18 protein-coding genes and 1 tRNA gene are annotated in these 15,832 nt (G+C 70.3%); 8 read left to right on the top strand and 11 right to left on the bottom strand.

The window, feature by feature from the left end:
- Positions 1-61: 61 nt before the first annotated feature.
- The 4 genes from AB0I88_RS22760 to AB0I88_RS22745 all read right to left on the bottom strand — a co-directional run bounded on the left by AB0I88_RS22760 (position 62) and on the right by AB0I88_RS22745 (position 3,789).
- Complete coding sequence (locus AB0I88_RS22760; protein WP_361027798.1) at positions 62-595, bottom strand: YbhB/YbcL family Raf kinase inhibitor-like protein; 534 nt, start codon at positions 593-595, stop codon at positions 62-64.
- A 300-nt stretch (positions 596-895) separates the two neighbouring features.
- The gene (locus tag AB0I88_RS22755; protein ID WP_361027795.1) at positions 896-1,708 is read right to left on the bottom strand and encodes an NlpC/P60 family protein; all 813 of its coding nucleotides are present in this window, start codon (positions 1,706-1,708) and stop codon (positions 896-898) included.
- Between the two features lie 377 nt (positions 1,709-2,085).
- Positions 2,086-2,673, bottom strand: a complete 588-nt coding sequence (locus tag AB0I88_RS22750) for a DUF4352 domain-containing protein (RefSeq protein WP_361027792.1) — start codon at positions 2,671-2,673, stop codon at positions 2,086-2,088.
- Positions 2,674-2,826: 153 nt separating this feature from the next.
- A complete protein-coding gene (locus AB0I88_RS22745) occupies positions 2,827-3,789 on the bottom strand; it encodes an NAD(P)H-quinone oxidoreductase (protein ID WP_361027789.1) in 963 nt (320 codons plus the stop codon).
- A gap of 67 nt (positions 3,790-3,856) precedes the next feature.
- On the opposite strand from AB0I88_RS22745, the gene AB0I88_RS22740 reads away from it, so the two are divergent.
- A tRNA-Ser gene (locus AB0I88_RS22740) sits at positions 3,857-3,941 on the top strand.
- 173 nt (positions 3,942-4,114) lie between these two features.
- Here AB0I88_RS22740 and soxR read toward each other — a convergent pair.
- Positions 4,115-4,558, bottom strand: coding sequence for a redox-sensitive transcriptional activator SoxR (soxR, locus tag AB0I88_RS22735; RefSeq protein WP_361027786.1), 444 nt, complete (start codon positions 4,556-4,558; stop codon positions 4,115-4,117).
- A 49-nt stretch (positions 4,559-4,607) separates the two neighbouring features.
- Between soxR and AB0I88_RS22730 the strand changes: the two genes are divergently transcribed.
- Positions 4,608-5,366, top strand: coding sequence for a thiamine pyrophosphate-dependent enzyme (locus AB0I88_RS22730; protein WP_361027783.1), 759 nt, complete (start codon positions 4,608-4,610; stop codon positions 5,364-5,366).
- Entirely contained in the window at positions 5,363-6,232 is an 870-nt protein-coding gene (locus tag AB0I88_RS22725) for a transketolase (protein WP_361027780.1), read from the top strand. The genes AB0I88_RS22730 and AB0I88_RS22725 overlap by 4 nt, the downstream gene beginning before the upstream one ends.
- Positions 6,233-6,251: 19 nt before the next feature.
- On the opposite strand, the gene AB0I88_RS22720 is transcribed toward AB0I88_RS22725, so the two are convergent.
- Positions 6,252-6,683 (bottom strand): hypothetical protein, encoded by a 432-nt coding sequence (locus tag AB0I88_RS22720; protein ID WP_361027777.1) that lies wholly within the window; start codon positions 6,681-6,683, stop codon positions 6,252-6,254.
- A gap of 107 nt (positions 6,684-6,790) precedes the next feature.
- Here AB0I88_RS22720 and AB0I88_RS22715 point away from each other — a divergent pair, with 107 nt between their 5' ends.
- Positions 6,791-7,198: a PH domain-containing protein gene (locus AB0I88_RS22715; RefSeq protein ID WP_361027774.1), complete on the top strand. Its 408-nt coding sequence runs from the start codon at positions 6,791-6,793 to the stop codon at positions 7,196-7,198.
- Here the strand turns inward: AB0I88_RS22715 and AB0I88_RS22710 are convergent.
- Both AB0I88_RS22710 and AB0I88_RS22705 read right to left on the bottom strand, forming a co-directional pair.
- Positions 7,191-8,096, bottom strand: a complete 906-nt coding sequence (locus AB0I88_RS22710; RefSeq protein ID WP_361027772.1) for a rhomboid family intramembrane serine protease — start codon at positions 8,094-8,096, stop codon at positions 7,191-7,193. The two genes, AB0I88_RS22715 and AB0I88_RS22710, sit on opposite strands and share 8 nt — an antisense overlap.
- Before the next feature lie 22 nt (positions 8,097-8,118).
- On the bottom strand, positions 8,119-8,643 hold the full coding sequence (locus tag AB0I88_RS22705) for a peptidylprolyl isomerase (protein ID WP_361027769.1): 525 nt from the start codon (positions 8,641-8,643) through the stop codon (positions 8,119-8,121).
- Positions 8,644-8,812: 169 nt separating this feature from the next.
- On the opposite strand from AB0I88_RS22705, the gene AB0I88_RS22700 reads away from it, so the two are divergent.
- Entirely contained in the window at positions 8,813-9,358 is a 546-nt protein-coding gene (locus AB0I88_RS22700) for a hypothetical protein (RefSeq protein ID WP_361027766.1), read from the top strand.
- Positions 9,359-9,362: 4 nt separating this feature from the next.
- Here AB0I88_RS22700 and eccB read toward each other — a convergent pair whose 3' ends face one another.
- The 3 genes from eccB to AB0I88_RS22685 form a co-directional block, all read right to left on the bottom strand.
- Positions 9,363-10,700 carry a type VII secretion protein EccB gene (gene eccB, locus AB0I88_RS22695; RefSeq protein WP_361027763.1) on the bottom strand — a complete coding sequence of 446 codons (1,338 nt, stop codon included), beginning with the start codon at positions 10,698-10,700 and terminating at the stop codon, positions 9,363-9,365.
- 37 nt (positions 10,701-10,737) lie between these two features.
- Entirely contained in the window at positions 10,738-11,853 is a 1,116-nt protein-coding gene (locus AB0I88_RS22690; protein WP_361027760.1) for a magnesium and cobalt transport protein CorA, read from the bottom strand.
- Between the two features lie 81 nt (positions 11,854-11,934).
- Positions 11,935-13,029 (bottom strand): PLP-dependent aminotransferase family protein, encoded by a 1,095-nt coding sequence (locus AB0I88_RS22685; protein WP_361027757.1) that lies wholly within the window; start codon positions 13,027-13,029, stop codon positions 11,935-11,937.
- A 122-nt stretch (positions 13,030-13,151) separates the two neighbouring features.
- Between AB0I88_RS22685 and AB0I88_RS22680 the strand changes: the two genes are divergently transcribed.
- Genes AB0I88_RS22680 through AB0I88_RS22670 form a run of 3 tightly spaced genes read left to right on the top strand, consistent with a single transcriptional unit; the run spans position 13,152 to position 15,779 of the window.
- Positions 13,152-13,883 (top strand): phosphocholine cytidylyltransferase family protein, encoded by a 732-nt coding sequence (locus AB0I88_RS22680; protein WP_361027754.1) that lies wholly within the window; start codon positions 13,152-13,154, stop codon positions 13,881-13,883.
- Positions 13,871-14,932, top strand: a complete 1,062-nt coding sequence (locus AB0I88_RS22675) for an iron-containing alcohol dehydrogenase family protein (protein WP_361027751.1) — start codon at positions 13,871-13,873, stop codon at positions 14,930-14,932. Before AB0I88_RS22680 ends, AB0I88_RS22675 begins: the two co-directional genes overlap by 13 nt.
- Complete coding sequence (locus AB0I88_RS22670; protein WP_361027748.1) at positions 14,913-15,779, top strand: CDP-alcohol phosphatidyltransferase family protein; 867 nt, start codon at positions 14,913-14,915, stop codon at positions 15,777-15,779. The genes AB0I88_RS22675 and AB0I88_RS22670 overlap by 20 nt, the downstream gene beginning before the upstream one ends.
- Positions 15,780-15,832 lie beyond the last annotated feature (53 nt).

Genomic DNA, 15,832 nt, shown 5'->3' with positions numbered 1-15,832 from the left:
CCGGGCACCGCACACGTGTAAGGCCGCCGGCGTCGCCGGCGGCCTTATTCCGTTCGGAGTCTCAGCCGCGGACCTGATAGGTCGGGCGGAGGGTGGCCCGGGCCAGGGTGTGGAAGGCCAGGTTGAAGCCGACGTACGCCGGGGAGGCGTCCGGCGTCACCTCGAGCCGGTCGACGTCGATCGCGTGCACGGCGAACACGTAGCGGTGTGGGCGATCGCCGGGCGGCGGGGCGGAACCGCCGTACTCTCGCGTGCCGTAGTCGTTGCGCACGCAGAACGCGCCGTCCGGCAGCGGCTCCACGCCGCGCTCCAGGGCGGTGACGGTGACCGGCAGGTTCACCAGCACCCAGTGCCAGAACCCGCTCCCGGTCGGGGCGTCCGGGTCGAAGCAGGTGACCACGAAACCACGCGTCTCGTCCGGGAAGCCGGACCAGGACAGCTGAGGCGACAGGTTCTTCCCGCCCACGCTGGTGTGCACGTGGAGCTCGTCAAGCGGCTGCCCGTCCGTCATATCCGTGCTGGTCACCGTGAAGGACGGGACCGGGGGCAAAAGATCATACGGGTCGGGCGCCAGGGCGCGGTCGTCAAGACTCATTGTTGGCCTCCGGCAGCGTGGTGAGTAACTGATCAGGTTTTCCCACGATGGGCCGAGACTAACCGTTCGACGTGTCCGGCGCCTTTCGTCCGCATTGCCGCACGCCGTCACACGAACGGGTAAACGCACAGGTGGTGCGCATGCCCCGGGCCCTCGCAGGTGATGCTTCTGTCAGACATCCGACCGGGTGTGCGTGGCAGAGATCCCCGCGCCCGGTGGTGATCGGCTGCCGTGAGGCAACGGTGGTCACAGCGAGTCGGCACCCGTCGGATCGGCGGGTGCTGACCGCTGGACCAGCCCTCAACCCAGCCTCTCGACGCTGAGCCCCCGGTACAACTTCCGGTAGATCACCCCGGTGCGATGGTTCCCGGCGTCGATCATCATTCCGCGGCCCATGTAGATGCCCACGTGCCCGGGGCCGACCACCAGGTCACCGGGACGCGCCTTGGCCCGGGAGATGGACCGGGCACGGCGTGCCTGGGCCCCGGAGGAGTGCGGCAGGCTGAGACCGGCTCGGGCGTACGCGCGTTTGGTGAACCCCGAGCAGTCGAAGCCGTACGGGCCCTCACCGCCGCGGACGTAGCGCTTGCCGAGTTGTGCCCGGGCGTACGCGATCACGGCACGCATGCTCGCGCGGTCACCGGCCGCCCGCAACGGCCGCCGTACGGTGCCGCGGACCGTCTTGCGGACCACACCGCGCTTGACGACCGCGGCCCGCCGGTGCTGCACGACGACACGCTTGCCGGCCGGGCGCACCGCCTGGACCCGGGCGGGCCGGACGTTGCGCAGCTCCCGGGGCACCGGGCGCTGCACGGGACGGACCGCCCGCCGGACCACCTGCCGGTTCACCGCGGCCGGACGGCGCGGGACAGGTGCGGGACGGATCCGGGCGGCCGGGCGCGCCGCGACGCCCCGTCGTGGAACCGGTGCGGGACGGATCCGTGCGGCCGGGCCCGCCGCCACGACCCGCCGCGGGACGGTACGCGAGGCGCGCCGGGCGCTCTTCTGGCGGTTGAGGAGCCCGGCGCGTACCGGCCCGGGGGTGACGCCGGCAGCGAACCGGATCTCCCGTGGGACGCCGAGCACGACCGGCTCGATGTCGAGCTGTCGCATCTGGAGTCCGTCGGGCAGCGCGCGCTCGGCGAGTTCCGGTGTGGCCGGCAGGGCCTGAGGCGTGGTGACCGTCTCCGAGCCGTGGCCGACTGAGTCGAGCGCCGGCGTGATGACGGCCAGCGCGAGCGCGCCGACGGTCAGGACCCGGCGGGTGGACGTACCGTGCAGTGTTGCCTCCGAAATAGGCCCGGGGCACTCGCGCGAATCCCATCCGAACGTGGCCGATACCGCCGGTCACGTTTATGCCGCCGTCGAAGGTGGGCAATGGGAACCCGGACAACCGTGCGTATTCCGTGGACCATGCCAACACAACATCGAATCCGGCGGGGCGTGATTCACATAATTGATCCCCGATCACGAACCGATAAACGCTGCGTTCAGCGCGGATCGGGCAGTGGCACGCGTACGCCCGGAGTGGACTCCTCGCCGCTGAGGACACCCCCGCTGAGCTGCGCGTCCACCGGAACGTCGAAGGGCAGCACACCGGCTACCGTCTCCCCTGGCCCGATCCGGTCGAGCAGTGTCGGACTGCGATCGTTGAGAAACACCGCGGCCTGTTCCGCAACGGCGTAGGCTTCGCCGTTGGTGTCATGGATTCGCTGCGCGCCACTGTCGAACAACTCCGGCTCCCGGCCGTTGTTCGTGACCGTGACATCGAGAAGGCAGAACTGACCCGCCGCCCGCTGTTCCAGGCCGGCCGGGCCGACCGACGGCACCCCGCAGCGCAACGCGGTGGCGGAGACGGTGAACTGACCGATCGGGGGATCACCCGGAAGAGCGCCGGAGACGGTCGCCGCCGGGCTCGTGGCAACCGCCCACACCCCGAACGCGACGAGCGCGGCCGAGACGGTGACGCCGCCGGCGATCCAGATCCGGCTGCGCCACCGGAAGGCGCCCGCGTTCCAGCCGTCCTCGATCGACGGCAACTCCCGGGCCGGAGCGGAACGATGCGGTGCGTACGTCACGGTGTCCCCCAGTGGTCGGGTACGGGGCACGGCCGGAGACCGGCCGTGCTGTCCGTCCATGCTGGGATCGCCGGGCCGCGACACGCTGGCGACTCGCCGCATATCCTGCTTAATCGGGCATATGACTCCGAAATCAGTCACTCGTACGGGTGATCACCGCTGCAACAGGATCTTCCCGAAGTGGTCGCCGGACTCCATGAGCCGATGCGCCTCGGCCGCCCCCGCCAGCGGGAACGTGCTGTCGATGACCGGCTTCACCAGCCCGGCGGCGACCAGCGGCCACACCTGATCCCGCACACCGGCCACGATCCGCGCCTTGTCCGCCGCCGGCCGGGCCCGCAACGACGTCGACGACACCCGGCCCCGCTTCGCCATCAACTGGCCCAGATCCAGCTCGGCGGACCGGCCGCCCTGCATCCCGATCACCGTGATCCGGCCCTCCGGCGCGAGCGCCGCCACGTTGCGCGACAGGTACTTCGCGCCGATGATGTCCAGCACCACGTCCACACCCCGGCCGCCGGTGTGATCCAGCACCGCCCGTACGAAATCGTGGTTCTGATAATCGATCGCCAGCGCGGCGCCCAGCGCGCGCAGCCGCTCGTGCTTCGCCGCCCGGGCCGTCACCAGCACCGTCGCGCCCAGCGCCACCCCCAACTGGACCGCGAACGTGCCGATCCCGCTGCCGCCGCCATGCACCAGCACCGTCTCACCGGGACGCAGCCGATCCCGGTCCACCACGTTGGACCACACCGTGCAGGCCACCTCGGGCAGCGCCGCCGCCTCGACCAGCGACAACCCGGCCGGCACCGGCAGCAGCTGCCCGGCCGGGACGGCCACCCGCTCCGCATAGCCCCCACCGGCCAGCAGGGCACACACCCGCTCGCCCACATGGTGCCCGGACACGCCCGGCCCGAGCGCGCTGATCACCCCGGAACACTCCAGCCCCGGAAACTCCGGGGCGCCCGGCGGCGGCGGATAGAACCCCTGCCGCTGCAGGACGTCAGCCCGATTCACCGCCGACGCCGTCACCTCGACGACGACCTCGCCCTCACCGGCCTCCGGCTCCGGCACCTCGGCCCAGACCAGACGCTTGTCCTCGATCACGATCGCGTGCATGCGGCCGACTCTGCCCCACCGGTACGACAAGAACCAGAGGAGGGTGGCAGACTGGAGCGGCACTACGGGAGGGCTCGCCTAGTGGCCGATGGCGCCGGTCTTGAAAACCGGTAAGGGGTAACTCTTCGTGGGTTCGAATCCCACGCCCTCCGCTCACCCGTTACTCGTGGGTCCCGGGGACCCAAAGCCGCTCCACCTGACCGTCGCGGTGGACCACCCAGATCCCACCGCACTCGAATTCCGTACAGATGAGGTGGATGCGCTTCATTCGGGGACGCTCGAAACATGGCGCCCCGGAGGTCGGCGCGGCGTCCGCGGCAGAACGTCACTCCGTGGGTGGGTTGAGGATCATCCGGGGGCCGGCGCCGCTGACCGCCAGGCGGTCGCTCGGGTTGACCAGCTTGCAGCGTTGCAGGGAGAGGCAGCCGCAGCCGATGCAACCGGTGAGCTGGTCTCGGAGCCGTTCCAGGACGCCGATGCGCTCCTGGAGGCGGTGCCGCCACCGGGCCGACAGCCGGGACCAGTCGGCCTTCGTGGGGGTGCGGTTCTCCGGCAGGGAGGCGAGCGCCTCGCGGATCTCGTCGAGCGAGACCCCGACCTGCTGGGCGATCTTGATGAAGGCGACCCGGCGCAACTCGGCCCGGTCGTAGCGCCGCTGGTTGCCGCTGGTGCGGGAGGCATGGATGAGGCCTTCCCGCTCGTAGAAGCGCAACGCGGACGGGGCCACCCCGCTGCGGGCGGAGAGTTCCCCGATGGTGAGATGCTCCATCCCCCGACTCCCTTGAGTTGAAGTGAACTTCAAGTTGCAGCCTATGCTCATGAAGCTGTTGAGCCGAGTGACCGGCGACTCCAAACACTCGCCCAGCGCGCATTCGACGCTGGATGTCCTGTGGGTTCTCTACGACCGCGTGTTACGGATCACCCCGGAGGCCGTCGATGCGCCGGACCGGGATCGTTTCCTGCTCTCCAAGGGCCACGGGCCGGCCGCCTACTACGCGGTGCTCGCGGCCAAGGGGTTCATCCCCGAGGAGTGGCTCGACGACATGGGCGGCTGGGACAGCCCACTCGGGCACCACCCGGACCGGACGCTGATCCCGGGCGTCGAGATCGGCACCGGCTCGCTGGGCCACGGTTTCGGCCTGGCCGTCGGCGTCGCGCTCGGGCTGCGGGCACAGGGATTCCTCGACACCCGGACGTTCGTGCTGCTCGGCGACGCGGAACTCGACGAGGGATCGAATCACGAGGCGATCGCGTACGCGGCCGCGATCCGCCTGCCGATCACCGCGATCGTCATCGACAACCGGTCCGCGACACACGGCTGGCCGGGCGGCTGGTCCGGGGCGCCCACCTGGAGCAACGCGTACATCGACGTCTCCGGCGAAAGCGAAGGCGGCGGCAATGGCGATGGCGATGGCGGCGGCGAAGGCGGCGGTCCGCACGCCGGACCGTTCGTGGGGATCCCGGCCCGGTTCCCGAACTGGAGCGTGTCGGTGGTCGACGGGCGGGATCACGACGAGATCGAGCGGGCTCTGCGGGTCGTCTCCGACCGGCCGCACCTGGTGGTGGCAACGGTATGAGGGAGACGTTCATCGACACGACCACCGCGATCCTGGACGACGACCCGCGTACCGCCCTGGTGGTCGCGGACATCTCCGCGGCGTCGTTCGCCACCGCGCAGCGCCGGCACCCGGACCGGGTCTTCAACGTCGGCATCCGGGAACAGTTGATGGCCGGGGTGGGCGGCGGGCTCGCGCTCACCGGGATGCGGCCCTACCTGCACTCGTACGCGCCGTTCCTGATCGACCGGGCGTACGAGCAGATCAAGCTGGACCTCGGGCACCAGGACACCGGCGCGGTGCTGGTCAGCATCGGGGGGTCGTACGACGCCGCGCCCGAGGGCTACACCCACCAGTCGCCGGGTGACGTGGCGCTGCTGGACACCCTGGACGGGTGGACGGTGCACGTGCCGGGGCACCGTGACGAGGTGGGCCCGCTGCTGCGGGCGGCGGCCCGGCACGACGATCGCGTCTACGTGCGCCTGTCGGTCCAGGAGAACGGTCATGCCTACCCGGACGGCGGCAGCCTGCGGGTGCTGCGGCGGGGCGGGCCGCTGGTGGTGGCGGTCGGGCCGATGCTGGGCCCGGTGCTGGAGGCGACCCTCGGCATGGACGTCACGGTGGCGTACACGAACACGCCCCGGCCGCTGGACACCGACGGGCTGCGTTCGCTGATCGAGGGCGAGATCGTGATGGTCGAGCCGTACCTGGCCGGCACCTCGGCGCATCTGGTCGCCGACGCCCTGAACGGGCTGCCGCACCGGTCGCTGCATCTGGGCGTCGGCCGGGCCGAGGTCCGCCGTTACGGCGACTGGCGCGACCACGCCCGCGTGCACGGCCTCGATCCGGCCGGGCTGCGCCGCTCGATCGGCGACTTCCTGTCCTGACCGTTCCGGGGACGCTGGGCTAGACCAGCGCCGGCTTGCAGACGAACGTGTCGCGGAGCAGCTGCTCGGTACGCCACACCGTGTCGGAGTCGCCGAGCCGCATCCGGAGCCGTTCGCGGACCCCGTCCATCGCGGTGAGGGCCAGCTCGATACCCGGCTTGGACAGGTCGAGCCGCCAGGTCACGTTGCTCACCTGGCGCAGGTGCGCGTTCAGGTGCAGGCGGGTCCGGTGCAGTGGCCGGGTGTCCTGGGTGATGACCAGGCGGCGCCGGGTCAGCAGCAGGAACCAGTCGCCGGAGAGTGGCGCTCCGGGGCGCACACAGCGGGCCACCAGGGTCGCGGGATCGTCCGGGTCCACGCAGTTGCGGAAGATCGGAAGGTGCCGGCCGGCGGCGGGGAGGGCCGCGGCGGCCTCGGCCGCGGGGTGGAACGTACTGGCGAACACGTCCATGCAGTGTTAACGGAAGATGAATGGCGGAGGAGTCGGCCCGCGCCACTGAATATCGAATTACAGCAGGCCGGACGAGTTGGCGTGAATCATTCTGAGATAGTGATGCGATGCAATGGCGCGTCAAACCGGCCCTGCCGGTGTCCAAACTGATCGCCGCGGTCGCCCTGCTGGTGCTGGCCGCCGGGTTCGCCGAGGGAGATCCGGTGCGCTGGGCGCTCGCCGCGGTCACCGCGACGGGCCTGACCGTCTGGGCGGCGCGCGATCTGGTGGTTCCGGTCCGCCTGGCGGCGAACGGCGACGGCATCACGGTGGTCACCGGATTCGCCCGGCGCAAGCATCTGCCCTGGTCGAAAATCGAGAGGGTACGCGTGGAGCGCGCCAATCGCCGAGTGTTCCGCGGCGACGTCCTGGAGATCGACGCCGGTGACACCATCCACACGTTCAGTGCGCACGAGCTGGGCGCCATGCCGGACGACGTGGCCGTCTCCCTCGCCGACCTGCGCGCGGTCAGCTGAGCAGCGCCGTCGTCCGGACGACGGCCGCCGCGACGATCAGCAGCAGGATCACGGCGCAGCCGGCGGCCTGCTTGATCGAGCGGTGCGGCATCCGGGAGTAGGCCAGCACGAAGGCCGTCGCGCCTCCGACCACCAGCCCGCCGAGGTGACCGGCGATCGAGATGTACGGAATGGTGAACGTGTAGATCAGGTTCACCACCAGCATCGACGTCATCGAGCTGTTGTCGCGCAGCAATCGGCGGTTGATCACGATGGTTGCGATGACCAGGCCGAACGTGGCCGTGGAGGCGCCGGCGGACGGCTGGTTGGGCGCCTGGAAGACATAGGCCGTCACGTTGCCGCCGAGACCGGCCAGCAGGTAGAGGGCGGCGAACCGCATCGGGCCGAGCTGGCCCTCCAGATAGCGGCCGACCTGCGCCACCAGCATCATGTTGAGCAGCAGGTGCACCACGCCGTAGTGCAGGAACATCGCGGTGACCAGCCGGTACCACTCGCCTTCGGCGACACCGTGGATCTCGCCGCCGTAGGTCGCGAGGCCGAGCACCTCACCGAAGTCGGTGAGCGGGGTGCCGGTGCCGAGCAGGCCGAAGAAGCCGCCTCCACCGGCGATGGCGGTCGGCCCGCCGAGGACCGCCGAGGCGATCATGACGAGCGAGTTGACCGCGATGATCCCGGTGGTGACGTAGCCGAGCTGGCCGGCGCGGCTCCCCCCGAAGGCGGTGCGCGCCGGCCGCTGGCTGCGGCGGCCCTCCTTGACACAGTCGGGGCAATGGTGACCCACGACCGCGTCGTTCATGCAACTGGTGCAGATCGGACGCTCACACCGGCTGCACGAAAGCAGGGTCTCTCGTGACGGATGGCGATAACACACCGGTGCCGTCGACGGAGCCTCACTCATGGCACAAAGGTACCTTGAGCGTTCAGCCGCGCGTGATCTCCACCCGCTGGATGACGACGTCCTCACGGGGACGGTCGCCGGGGCCGGTGGGGGTGTTCGCGATCGAGTCGACGACCTTCGCGGACTGCTCGTCGGCGACCTGACCGAAGATCGTGTGCCGGCGGTTCAGGTGCGGCGTCGGCGCGACCGTGATGAAGAACTGCGAGCCGTTGGTGCCCGGTCCCGCGTTCGCCATGGCGAGCAGGTAGGGCCGGTCGAAGAAGAGCTCCGGGTGGAACTCGTCGCCGAACTGGTAGCCCGGGCCGCCACGACCGGTGCCGGTCGGGTCACCCATCTGGATCATGAACCCGGGGATGACCCGGTGCGAGATGGTGCCGTCGTAGTACGGCCCACTGCCCGGCTGGTTGGTCCGCGGGTCCTTGTACTCCTTGGTGCCTTCGGCCAGCTCCACGAAGTTGCGAACGGTCGCCGGGGCGTGATCCGGGAAGAGCTGAACCCGGATCGCGCCGTGATTGGTGTGAAGGGTGGCGTAAAGGTTCTCGGCCACGGGTACTCCCGTCTGCGGTGAACGGACTGTTCTCGTGCAATTCGGATCCTCCCCCATGTCGTGGATCCGGCGGCGCGGGGGTACCCGAGAAGGCAACATGGCCTGAAGAGACCACAGGAGGTGGGCACCGGTGTTCGCAACGATTCGCCGTCGGAGCCGGAAGGCGCGGATGCGCAACGAGCTCGGGCAGAGCGTGGATCACTTCAAGCGCGCGGCCTCGATCGCGGCACACGAGACCAGCGCGACCGTCACACCCAGGATCACTGCCGCTCGAGATCGGGTTCAGCCGGCCGCCACGGCCGCGCGGGACGCCGCCTCGCAGAGCTGGGACAGCGCCCTCGCAGCGCTGGTGGCCGCGTCGGAGAACGTCCGGCAGGCCGGCAAGACCGCCAAGAAGGCCAGCCGCAAGGAGATGAAGCGGGAGCTGAAGGCGGAGCGGAAGCAGGCCCGCAAGCTGCAGAAGAAGGCGGACAAGGCGGTCGGGCGCAAGAAGAGCCGGACCGGGCGCATGGCGGGGTACGCTCTGCTCGGCACCGCGGTCGGGATCGGCGCCGCGTATGTCGCCCGCCGTCGCCGTGAAGCGCAGTGGGAGGAGTACGAGCCCAGCACCCTCGGTGGCGGGGCCGACGACGCCGCTTTCGAGCCGATGGAACCGACCGTCTACACGACCTCCAACGGCACCGTGACCGATCAGAGCAAGCAGACCCCTCGGTAACCGACTACGACGACCGGCCGGCCCGGACCGGATCCAACGCCGGTCCGGCCGGCAGGTACGCGACGAACTGGGCCGGAACACGTACCGGCCGGGCGTTCGCGTACCCGAGGCGGGCCGGCACGTCGCGCCCGGCCAGCGGATAGAACCGGCCGGAGTCGGTGACCAGGCCGACCGTGCCGCTGCCGGCCGGGGCGTCCGGTGACGCGGCCGCCTCGACCAGCGCCCCCTTGCCGCGGGCGATGTGCACCAGGTCGACGCGGGCCCCGGTTCCGGGCGCGCTGCCCGCCGGGTAGGTGGTGTTCACCCGGAGCGCGTCACCGGTGGAGCCGACGCACGCGTTCTTCGGCGCCTCGCCCAGTGTGGGAACGGAAGCCGGCAGCCCTTCTCCGGTCTGGCCCAGACCCAGGCCCACCCGCGAGTCGGGCAGCTCCAGGAACTCGGCGCCGACGGTGATCGGCGACGACAGGTTGTAGACGGCCGCCAGCAGCCGCGCCTGCATCACGGTCAGCGGCGCGATGCCGTCCGACAGCACCAGCGCGAAGGTCTTGCCGTCCGCGGTGAGGACCTGCCCCACCCTGCGGCCGTCGATGGCCGACGGTCGCCGGAAGTTCGGAATGGTGGGGGCGTCCAGGTCGGGGCCGGCCGGGACGGCGTCGGCCCAGGCGGCGGAGACCTGCCAGGGGCGGGTGCCGTACCAGCCGAGGGCCCGCTGCACGGCGTCCACCCGGGCGGCCGGGATCAGGAAACGCTTGCCACCGTGCACCAGATGCGTACGCCCGGCGGTGTCCCGGACCAGCAGCCCGGACGCCGGCGCCGTGCCGCCCGCCGGGGTGGCCCCGATCAGCAGGGTGCTGCGCGGCGGGCCGCCGGACGTGTCGGTGCACACCGACCAGGCGCCACCGAGCAGGTCACCCGGCGCGGGCAGGGCGTCCGGCGCGTCGGGGATGCCGAGCGGCTCGCCCAGCGGCACCTTCGCCAGCTCGTCGGCCGGAACGGTCTTCAGCCGCGTCGGGTTGCCGGTGGCCAGCAGCAGACCGGAGGTGTAGTTGAGCACCGGATGCAACTTGCCGTCGGCGGGCAGATAGACGTACCTCGCTCCGGTCTTCTTCTCGACCAGCACCGAGGTGGCGTCGGTGGCCTTCGCCATGGTGTGACCGGTGAAGAGCCCGTACGCCGCGAAACCACCGACCGCGAGGGCGGCGACCAGCAGCCCGACCAGGGCCGTGGCACCGGCCCGGCGCAGCGGGGAACGATGCGGGTCCGGGTCGTGCGACACCAGCGCCGCCACCACACGCTGCACCGAGTACTGATACGAGTGCAGCTCATCCTGACGCGACGGCACCCCGACACTCTAGGGGTTCCGGCCGATTCGCGTGGGGTCAGAGCCAGCCGTTACGCCGCAGCGCCCGGTAGAGCAGCACGGTGACACCGGACAACAGGGCGATCAGAGCGGGATATCCGTACCTCCACTCGGTCTCCGGCATGTAGTCGAAGTTCATGCCGTAGACCCCGGCGAACGCGGTCCACACCGTGGCGATCGCGGCCCACGAGGCGATCTTCCGCATGTCGTTGTTCTGGTCCACGGTCACCTGTGCGAGGCGGGCTTGGAGGATCGAGTTGAGCAGGTCGTCGTAGGAGGAGACCTGCTCGACCGTACGCGTCAAATGGTCTTGAACGTCCCGGAAGTAGCGCCGGATCTCCTTCGGCACCACGCCCTGGCTCGACGTGATCGAGGCGAGTGGCCGCTGCAGCGGCACCACCGCCCGGCGGAACTCCACGAGCTCCCGCTTGAGGTGGTAGACCTGCTGGATCGGGGCGCTGCGCTCGCGGGAGAAGACGCCCTCCTCGATGATGTCCAGGTCGGCCTCGACCTCGTCGGCCACCTCCAGATAGTGGTCGACCACCCGGTCGGTCACCGCGTAGGCGACCGCCCACGGCCCCTGCTGGAGCAGCACCGCCCGCTGGCTCTCCAGGTCGGCCCGGACCGGCGCCATCTCGGAGGCGTCCCCGTGCCGGACCGTGATCACGAACTGCTCACCGATGAAGATCATCATCTGGCCGGTCTCGACCACCTGCGAACTCTCGGTCAGCTCGGCGTGCGGAACGTACCGGGCGGTGCGCAGCACCAGGAAGTGCACGTCGCCGAACTGCTCCAGCTTGGGCCGCTGCTCCGCCTTGACCGCGTCCTCCACGGCCAGCTCGTGCAGGCCGTAGGTGCGGGCGATGCCGGCCATCTCCAGTGCGGACGGCTCGTGCAGACCCAGCCAGACGAAGGCGCCCTCCCGCCGGCAGGCCTCGGCCAGTGCCTCGTCCGGGCTGAACTCGCCCGGCATCCGGCGGCCGTCCGCGTACACCCCGCAGTTCACCACGGAGGTCGGCGCGCTGTCGTCGGAGTCGCCGCGCTCGGCGTGCTCGCCGTTGTGCAGCAGCCCTCTCATCCGGGCCGCCCAGGCCGCTCCGAGGGGCCGGCCCCGGGTCCAACCACGTTCCGCCATGCCAACCTCCCCCGGGGGACGACAAACCAGCCGAGGGTACCCGCGCCGGGCGAACCTCAGCTCACCCGGCGCACGGATACGTCAGCCGCGAACCTCTTCGATCGCCTCGGCGATCCGTCGCACACCCTCGTCGATCTGGTCGACGGTGACCGCGGAGTACGCCAGCCGCAGCGAGCTCTTACCGCCCGCGAGCAGGAAGTCGCTGCCCTTCACGACCGCGACACCCTTCTTCATGGCGGCCGGGAACAGCTTGTCCACGTCGACGTCCGACGGCAGGTCGACCCAGAGGAAGTAACCGCCGTCCGGCTCGGTGAAAGTGGCCCCGGGGATGTGCTTGCGGATCGATTCGGCCAGCACCCGCGCCCGTTCGCCCAGCGCCTCGCTGACCGTCCGGACCGACTTCTCGATGTCGCCGGAGACGCAGAACTGGTGGACGATCGCCTCGGACACCATGCCCGGAGAGATGTAGAGGTTGGTCGCCTTCTTCGCGATCGCGTCGATCAGCGCGGCCGGGCCGACCAGGTAACCGACGCGGACACCGGGGCAGACCGTCTTGGTGAAGCTGGAGGCGTGCACGACCAGGCTGTTCGTGTCCATCGACAGCATCGACGGCAGCGGCTCGCCACGGAACCGGATGTCCACGTACGGGTCGTCCTCGAAGATGATGAACTCGTACTGCTCGGCCAGGGCCAGCAGGCCGCGCCGCTTCTGCTCGGAGAGCGTGACACCGGCCGGGTTCTGGTAGTTCGGAATGATGTGCGCCAGCTTCGGCCGCACCCCGGACTCGAGCAGCGCGCGCAGCTCCTCGACGTCGATGCCGTCCGGCCGCACCGTCACCTGGTGCACCTTGGCGCCCAGGTTCTGCAGGTTGAGCAGCGTCCGGTCATACGTCGGCTTCTCCACCACCACGTCGTCGCCGGGCTTCACCAGGTGGCCGAAGAGGAACGCGTCCGCCTGCAGCGAACCGTTCGTGACGATGACCTGATCCGCGGATACGTGGTGCTTGTCCGCGATCCACTTCCGCAGCGGCAGGTAGCCGACGGAGGTGCCGTAAGCGGTCACACCGGCCGGGTCCGCGTCGAAAGCGCGGGCGGCGGCGGCCTTCAGGCCCTCCACGTCGACGATGTCCAGGGAAGGGGCGCCACGGGCGAAGGAGATCAGCTGCTCAGCGGTCATGCCCATCAGCTTAGAAGCCGGGTCTATACCATTTCCCCAGCGCCCCTCGCGAATCCTACGGATGGGACACAAGCCGCTATCCTCGCTGGGCACCTCTCACATCGCTGGAAGGAACCACCCCCATGATCGGTCTGGTACTCGCCGCCGGGGCCGGGCGCAGGCTTCGCCCGTACACCGACACGCTCCCGAAGGCGCTGGTCCCCGTGGACGGGGAGACCACGATCATGGACATCTCGCTCCGGAACCTCGCGGGCGCGGGCCTCAAGGACGTGACCATCGTCGTCGGCTACTGCGCCGGCGCGGTGGAGGAGCGCGTCGAAGGCTTCGAGCGGAAGTACGGCGTGAAGATCTCCCTGGTTCACAACGACAAGGCCGAGGAGTGGAACAACGCCTACTCCCTGTGGCTCGCCCGGGACCACTTCGCCCAGGGCGCCCTCATGGTGAACGGCGACACCGTGCACCCGGTCAGCGTGGAGCACACCCTGCTGGCCCAGCGCGGGCCGAGCATCCTCCTCGCCGTCGACACTGTGAAGAAGCTGGCTGACGAGGAGATGAAGACCGTCTTCAATGAAGATGGCCAGCTCACCAAAATCACGAAGCTGATGGACCCGGCCGAGGCGTACGGGGAGTACATCGGCGCCAACATCATCGAGGCGTCCGCGGCCGGCAAGCTGGCCGACGCGCTGAAGGCCACCTTCGAACGCGACCCCAACCAGTTCTACGAGGACGGTTTCCAGGTGTACGCCGACCGCGGCGGCGAGGTCCGGGGCGCCCAGATCGGCGACGTCTCCTGGGTCGAGGTGGACAACCACGAGGACCTGGCGAAGGCGCGGGACATCGCATGCCGCTACTAGCCCGTAGCGTCCAGACCCCGCTGCACATCGAGGTGCGGCGGGGCGCGGTCGCCGACCTCGGCAAGATCCTCGCCGACGGCCGGATCTCCTCCGGCGGCGAGGTGGCGGTCGTCGTCGGACCGGGTCTCGGCGAGCAGGTCGTCGACCTGCTCCGCCCCTCGCTGACCTCCGCCGAGATCTTCGTGACCGGCGGCGGCACCCTGGACGCGGCGCTGGAACTGTCCGGCAAACTGCGTTCCGGCCACTTCGACGCGGTCGTCGGCATCGGCGGCGGCAAGACCGTCGACACCGCCAAATACGCGGCGAGCCGCTGGGGCCTGCCGATGGTGTCGGTCGCGACCAGCCTCGCCAACGACGGCATCGCCTCACCGGTGGCCAGCCTCATCAACGACGGCATCAAGGGGTCGTACGGGGTGCACATCCCGTTCGGCGTCGTCGTCGACCTGGACTTCGTGGAGAACGGGCCGGAACTGGTCAACCGGGCCGGCATCGGCGACGTGATCAGCAACATCAGCGCGCTCGCCGACTGGGAACTGGCCCGCCAGGTGCGCGGTGAGCCGGTCGACGGCCTGGCCGCCTCCCTCGCCCGGATGGGCGCCGAAGCGGTGCTGACCATGCCCGGCGACATGTCCGACGACGCGTTCGTCACCGTGCTCGCCGAGGCGCTGATCTCCAGCGGTCTGGCGATGGCGGTCTGCGGCAGCAGCCGGCCCTCCAGCGGCGGCTGCCACGAGATCATGCACGCCATCGACTCGCTCTTCCCGAACACCGCCTCACACGGCGAACTCGCCGGTCTCGGAGCGTTGTTCTGCACCTTCCTGCGTGAGGACGAGCGACGGCTCAAGCAGATGTCCGACTGTCTGCTCCGGCACCAGCTCCCCCGCACGCCGTCCGACGTGGGGCTGGACGCCGAACAGTTCGTCCAGGCCGTCGAGTTCGCGCCGCGGACCCGCCCGGACCGCTACACCATCCTGGAACACCTCGCCATGACGCCGGAACAGACCCGGCAGAAGCTGGCCGAATACAACGATGCCCTCGCGATCCTCTGAATCCGGCACCGGCCGCCCTCCCGTCGGGGACGGCCGGCCACCGACGGCCCGGTCCGTTCCGGTTCCTCCGGCGAATCCCACCCGGATCGACAACCCCGGCGCAGCGCCCGCCGCCGGCTCGCCCGGCCCGTCCGGCACACCCCTCAGCGGTACGCCCACCGCCGCCGACTACTACGCGGTCAACCGTGGCGGTGGCCTCTTCAGCGAGGCGATCAGCCAGCGGATCGGCGCCCGGATCGCGGTCCAGGCACACAAACGCCGCCTCACGCCGACCGTGCTGACCATCCTCAACCTGGGACTCGGCTGCCTGACGTCGTTCGTCGTCATCGCGGCCGCCGGCCCGGTCGCCGGGGGCAGCATCTGGGCCGCGCCGATCGGCCTGCTCGCGCTGATCGGCTGGCAGATGGCGTACGCGTTCGACTGCTCCGACGGTCAGCTGGCCCGCGTCACCGGCCGGTCCAGCCCCGCCGGCGGCCGGCTCGACGTGCTCTGCGACGTGGCCGTCCAGGCGTCGCTGGTGGCGGCGCTGTCCGCGACCGCCGCCGCCCAGGAACCGGACACCCCGGCGTGGCTGCTCGCCGCCTTCGCCGCCACCTGGATGGTCAACCTGGTCACCTCGGTCATGCAGACCGGCAGCCAGGCCGCCAGCATGGTGACCAGCAGGTCCCTGCCGGTTCGCGCCGCCAAGCTGGTCCGCGACTACGGCGCGGTGATCGCCCTGGCCGGTGTGGTCCTCACCGTGGCGCCCCAGTTCGCGGTGTGGTTCGTCGCCCTCTTCACCCTCGTCAACGGTGGCTTCCTCGCCGCGAGCATCGCCTTCGCCGGCCGCGAGTCCCTGAAGAGCTGAGTCGGCCGGCTCGGGGGCTGCTTCATCGAGAGTTGCGGCAGCCCCCGAGCCGG

Source organism: Actinoplanes sp. NPDC049802, assembly GCF_040656595.1.
GTDB lineage: Bacteria > Actinomycetota > Actinomycetes > Mycobacteriales > Micromonosporaceae > Actinoplanes.
The sequence above is the reverse complement of the archived record's forward strand: the minus strand, read 5'-3'. Positions and strand labels throughout refer to the sequence as shown.

Excerpts from the sequence above, each read along its gene's own strand:
- AB0I88_RS22760 (WP_361027798.1), bottom strand. The coding sequence starts at position 595 with ATGAGTCTTGACGACCGCGCCCTGGCGCCCGACCCGTATGATCTTTTG.
- AB0I88_RS22755 (WP_361027795.1), bottom strand. The coding sequence starts at position 1,708 with ATGCGACAGCTCGACATCGAGCCGGTCGTGCTCGGCGTCCCACGGGAG.
- AB0I88_RS22745 (WP_361027789.1), bottom strand. The coding sequence starts at position 3,789 with ATGCACGCGATCGTGATCGAGGACAAGCGTCTGGTCTGGGCCGAGGTG.
- soxR (WP_361027786.1), bottom strand. The coding sequence starts at position 4,558 with ATGGAGCATCTCACCATCGGGGAACTCTCCGCCCGCAGCGGGGTGGCC.
- AB0I88_RS22730 (WP_361027783.1), top strand. The coding sequence starts at position 4,608 with ATGAAGCTGTTGAGCCGAGTGACCGGCGACTCCAAACACTCGCCCAGC.
- AB0I88_RS22725 (WP_361027780.1), top strand. The coding sequence starts at position 5,363 with ATGAGGGAGACGTTCATCGACACGACCACCGCGATCCTGGACGACGAC.
- AB0I88_RS22720 (WP_361027777.1), bottom strand. The coding sequence starts at position 6,683 with ATGGACGTGTTCGCCAGTACGTTCCACCCCGCGGCCGAGGCCGCCGCG.
- AB0I88_RS22715 (WP_361027774.1), top strand. The coding sequence starts at position 6,791 with ATGCAATGGCGCGTCAAACCGGCCCTGCCGGTGTCCAAACTGATCGCC.
- AB0I88_RS22710 (WP_361027772.1), bottom strand. The coding sequence starts at position 8,096 with ATGAGTGAGGCTCCGTCGACGGCACCGGTGTGTTATCGCCATCCGTCA.
- AB0I88_RS22700 (WP_361027766.1), top strand. The coding sequence starts at position 8,813 with ATGCGCAACGAGCTCGGGCAGAGCGTGGATCACTTCAAGCGCGCGGCC.
- AB0I88_RS22690 (WP_361027760.1), bottom strand. The coding sequence starts at position 11,853 with ATGGCGGAACGTGGTTGGACCCGGGGCCGGCCCCTCGGAGCGGCCTGG.
- AB0I88_RS22685 (WP_361027757.1), bottom strand. The coding sequence starts at position 13,029 with ATGACCGCTGAGCAGCTGATCTCCTTCGCCCGTGGCGCCCCTTCCCTG.
- AB0I88_RS22680 (WP_361027754.1), top strand. The coding sequence starts at position 13,152 with ATGATCGGTCTGGTACTCGCCGCCGGGGCCGGGCGCAGGCTTCGCCCG.
- AB0I88_RS22675 (WP_361027751.1), top strand. The coding sequence starts at position 13,871 with ATGCCGCTACTAGCCCGTAGCGTCCAGACCCCGCTGCACATCGAGGTG.
- AB0I88_RS22670 (WP_361027748.1), top strand. The coding sequence starts at position 14,913 with ATGCCCTCGCGATCCTCTGAATCCGGCACCGGCCGCCCTCCCGTCGGG.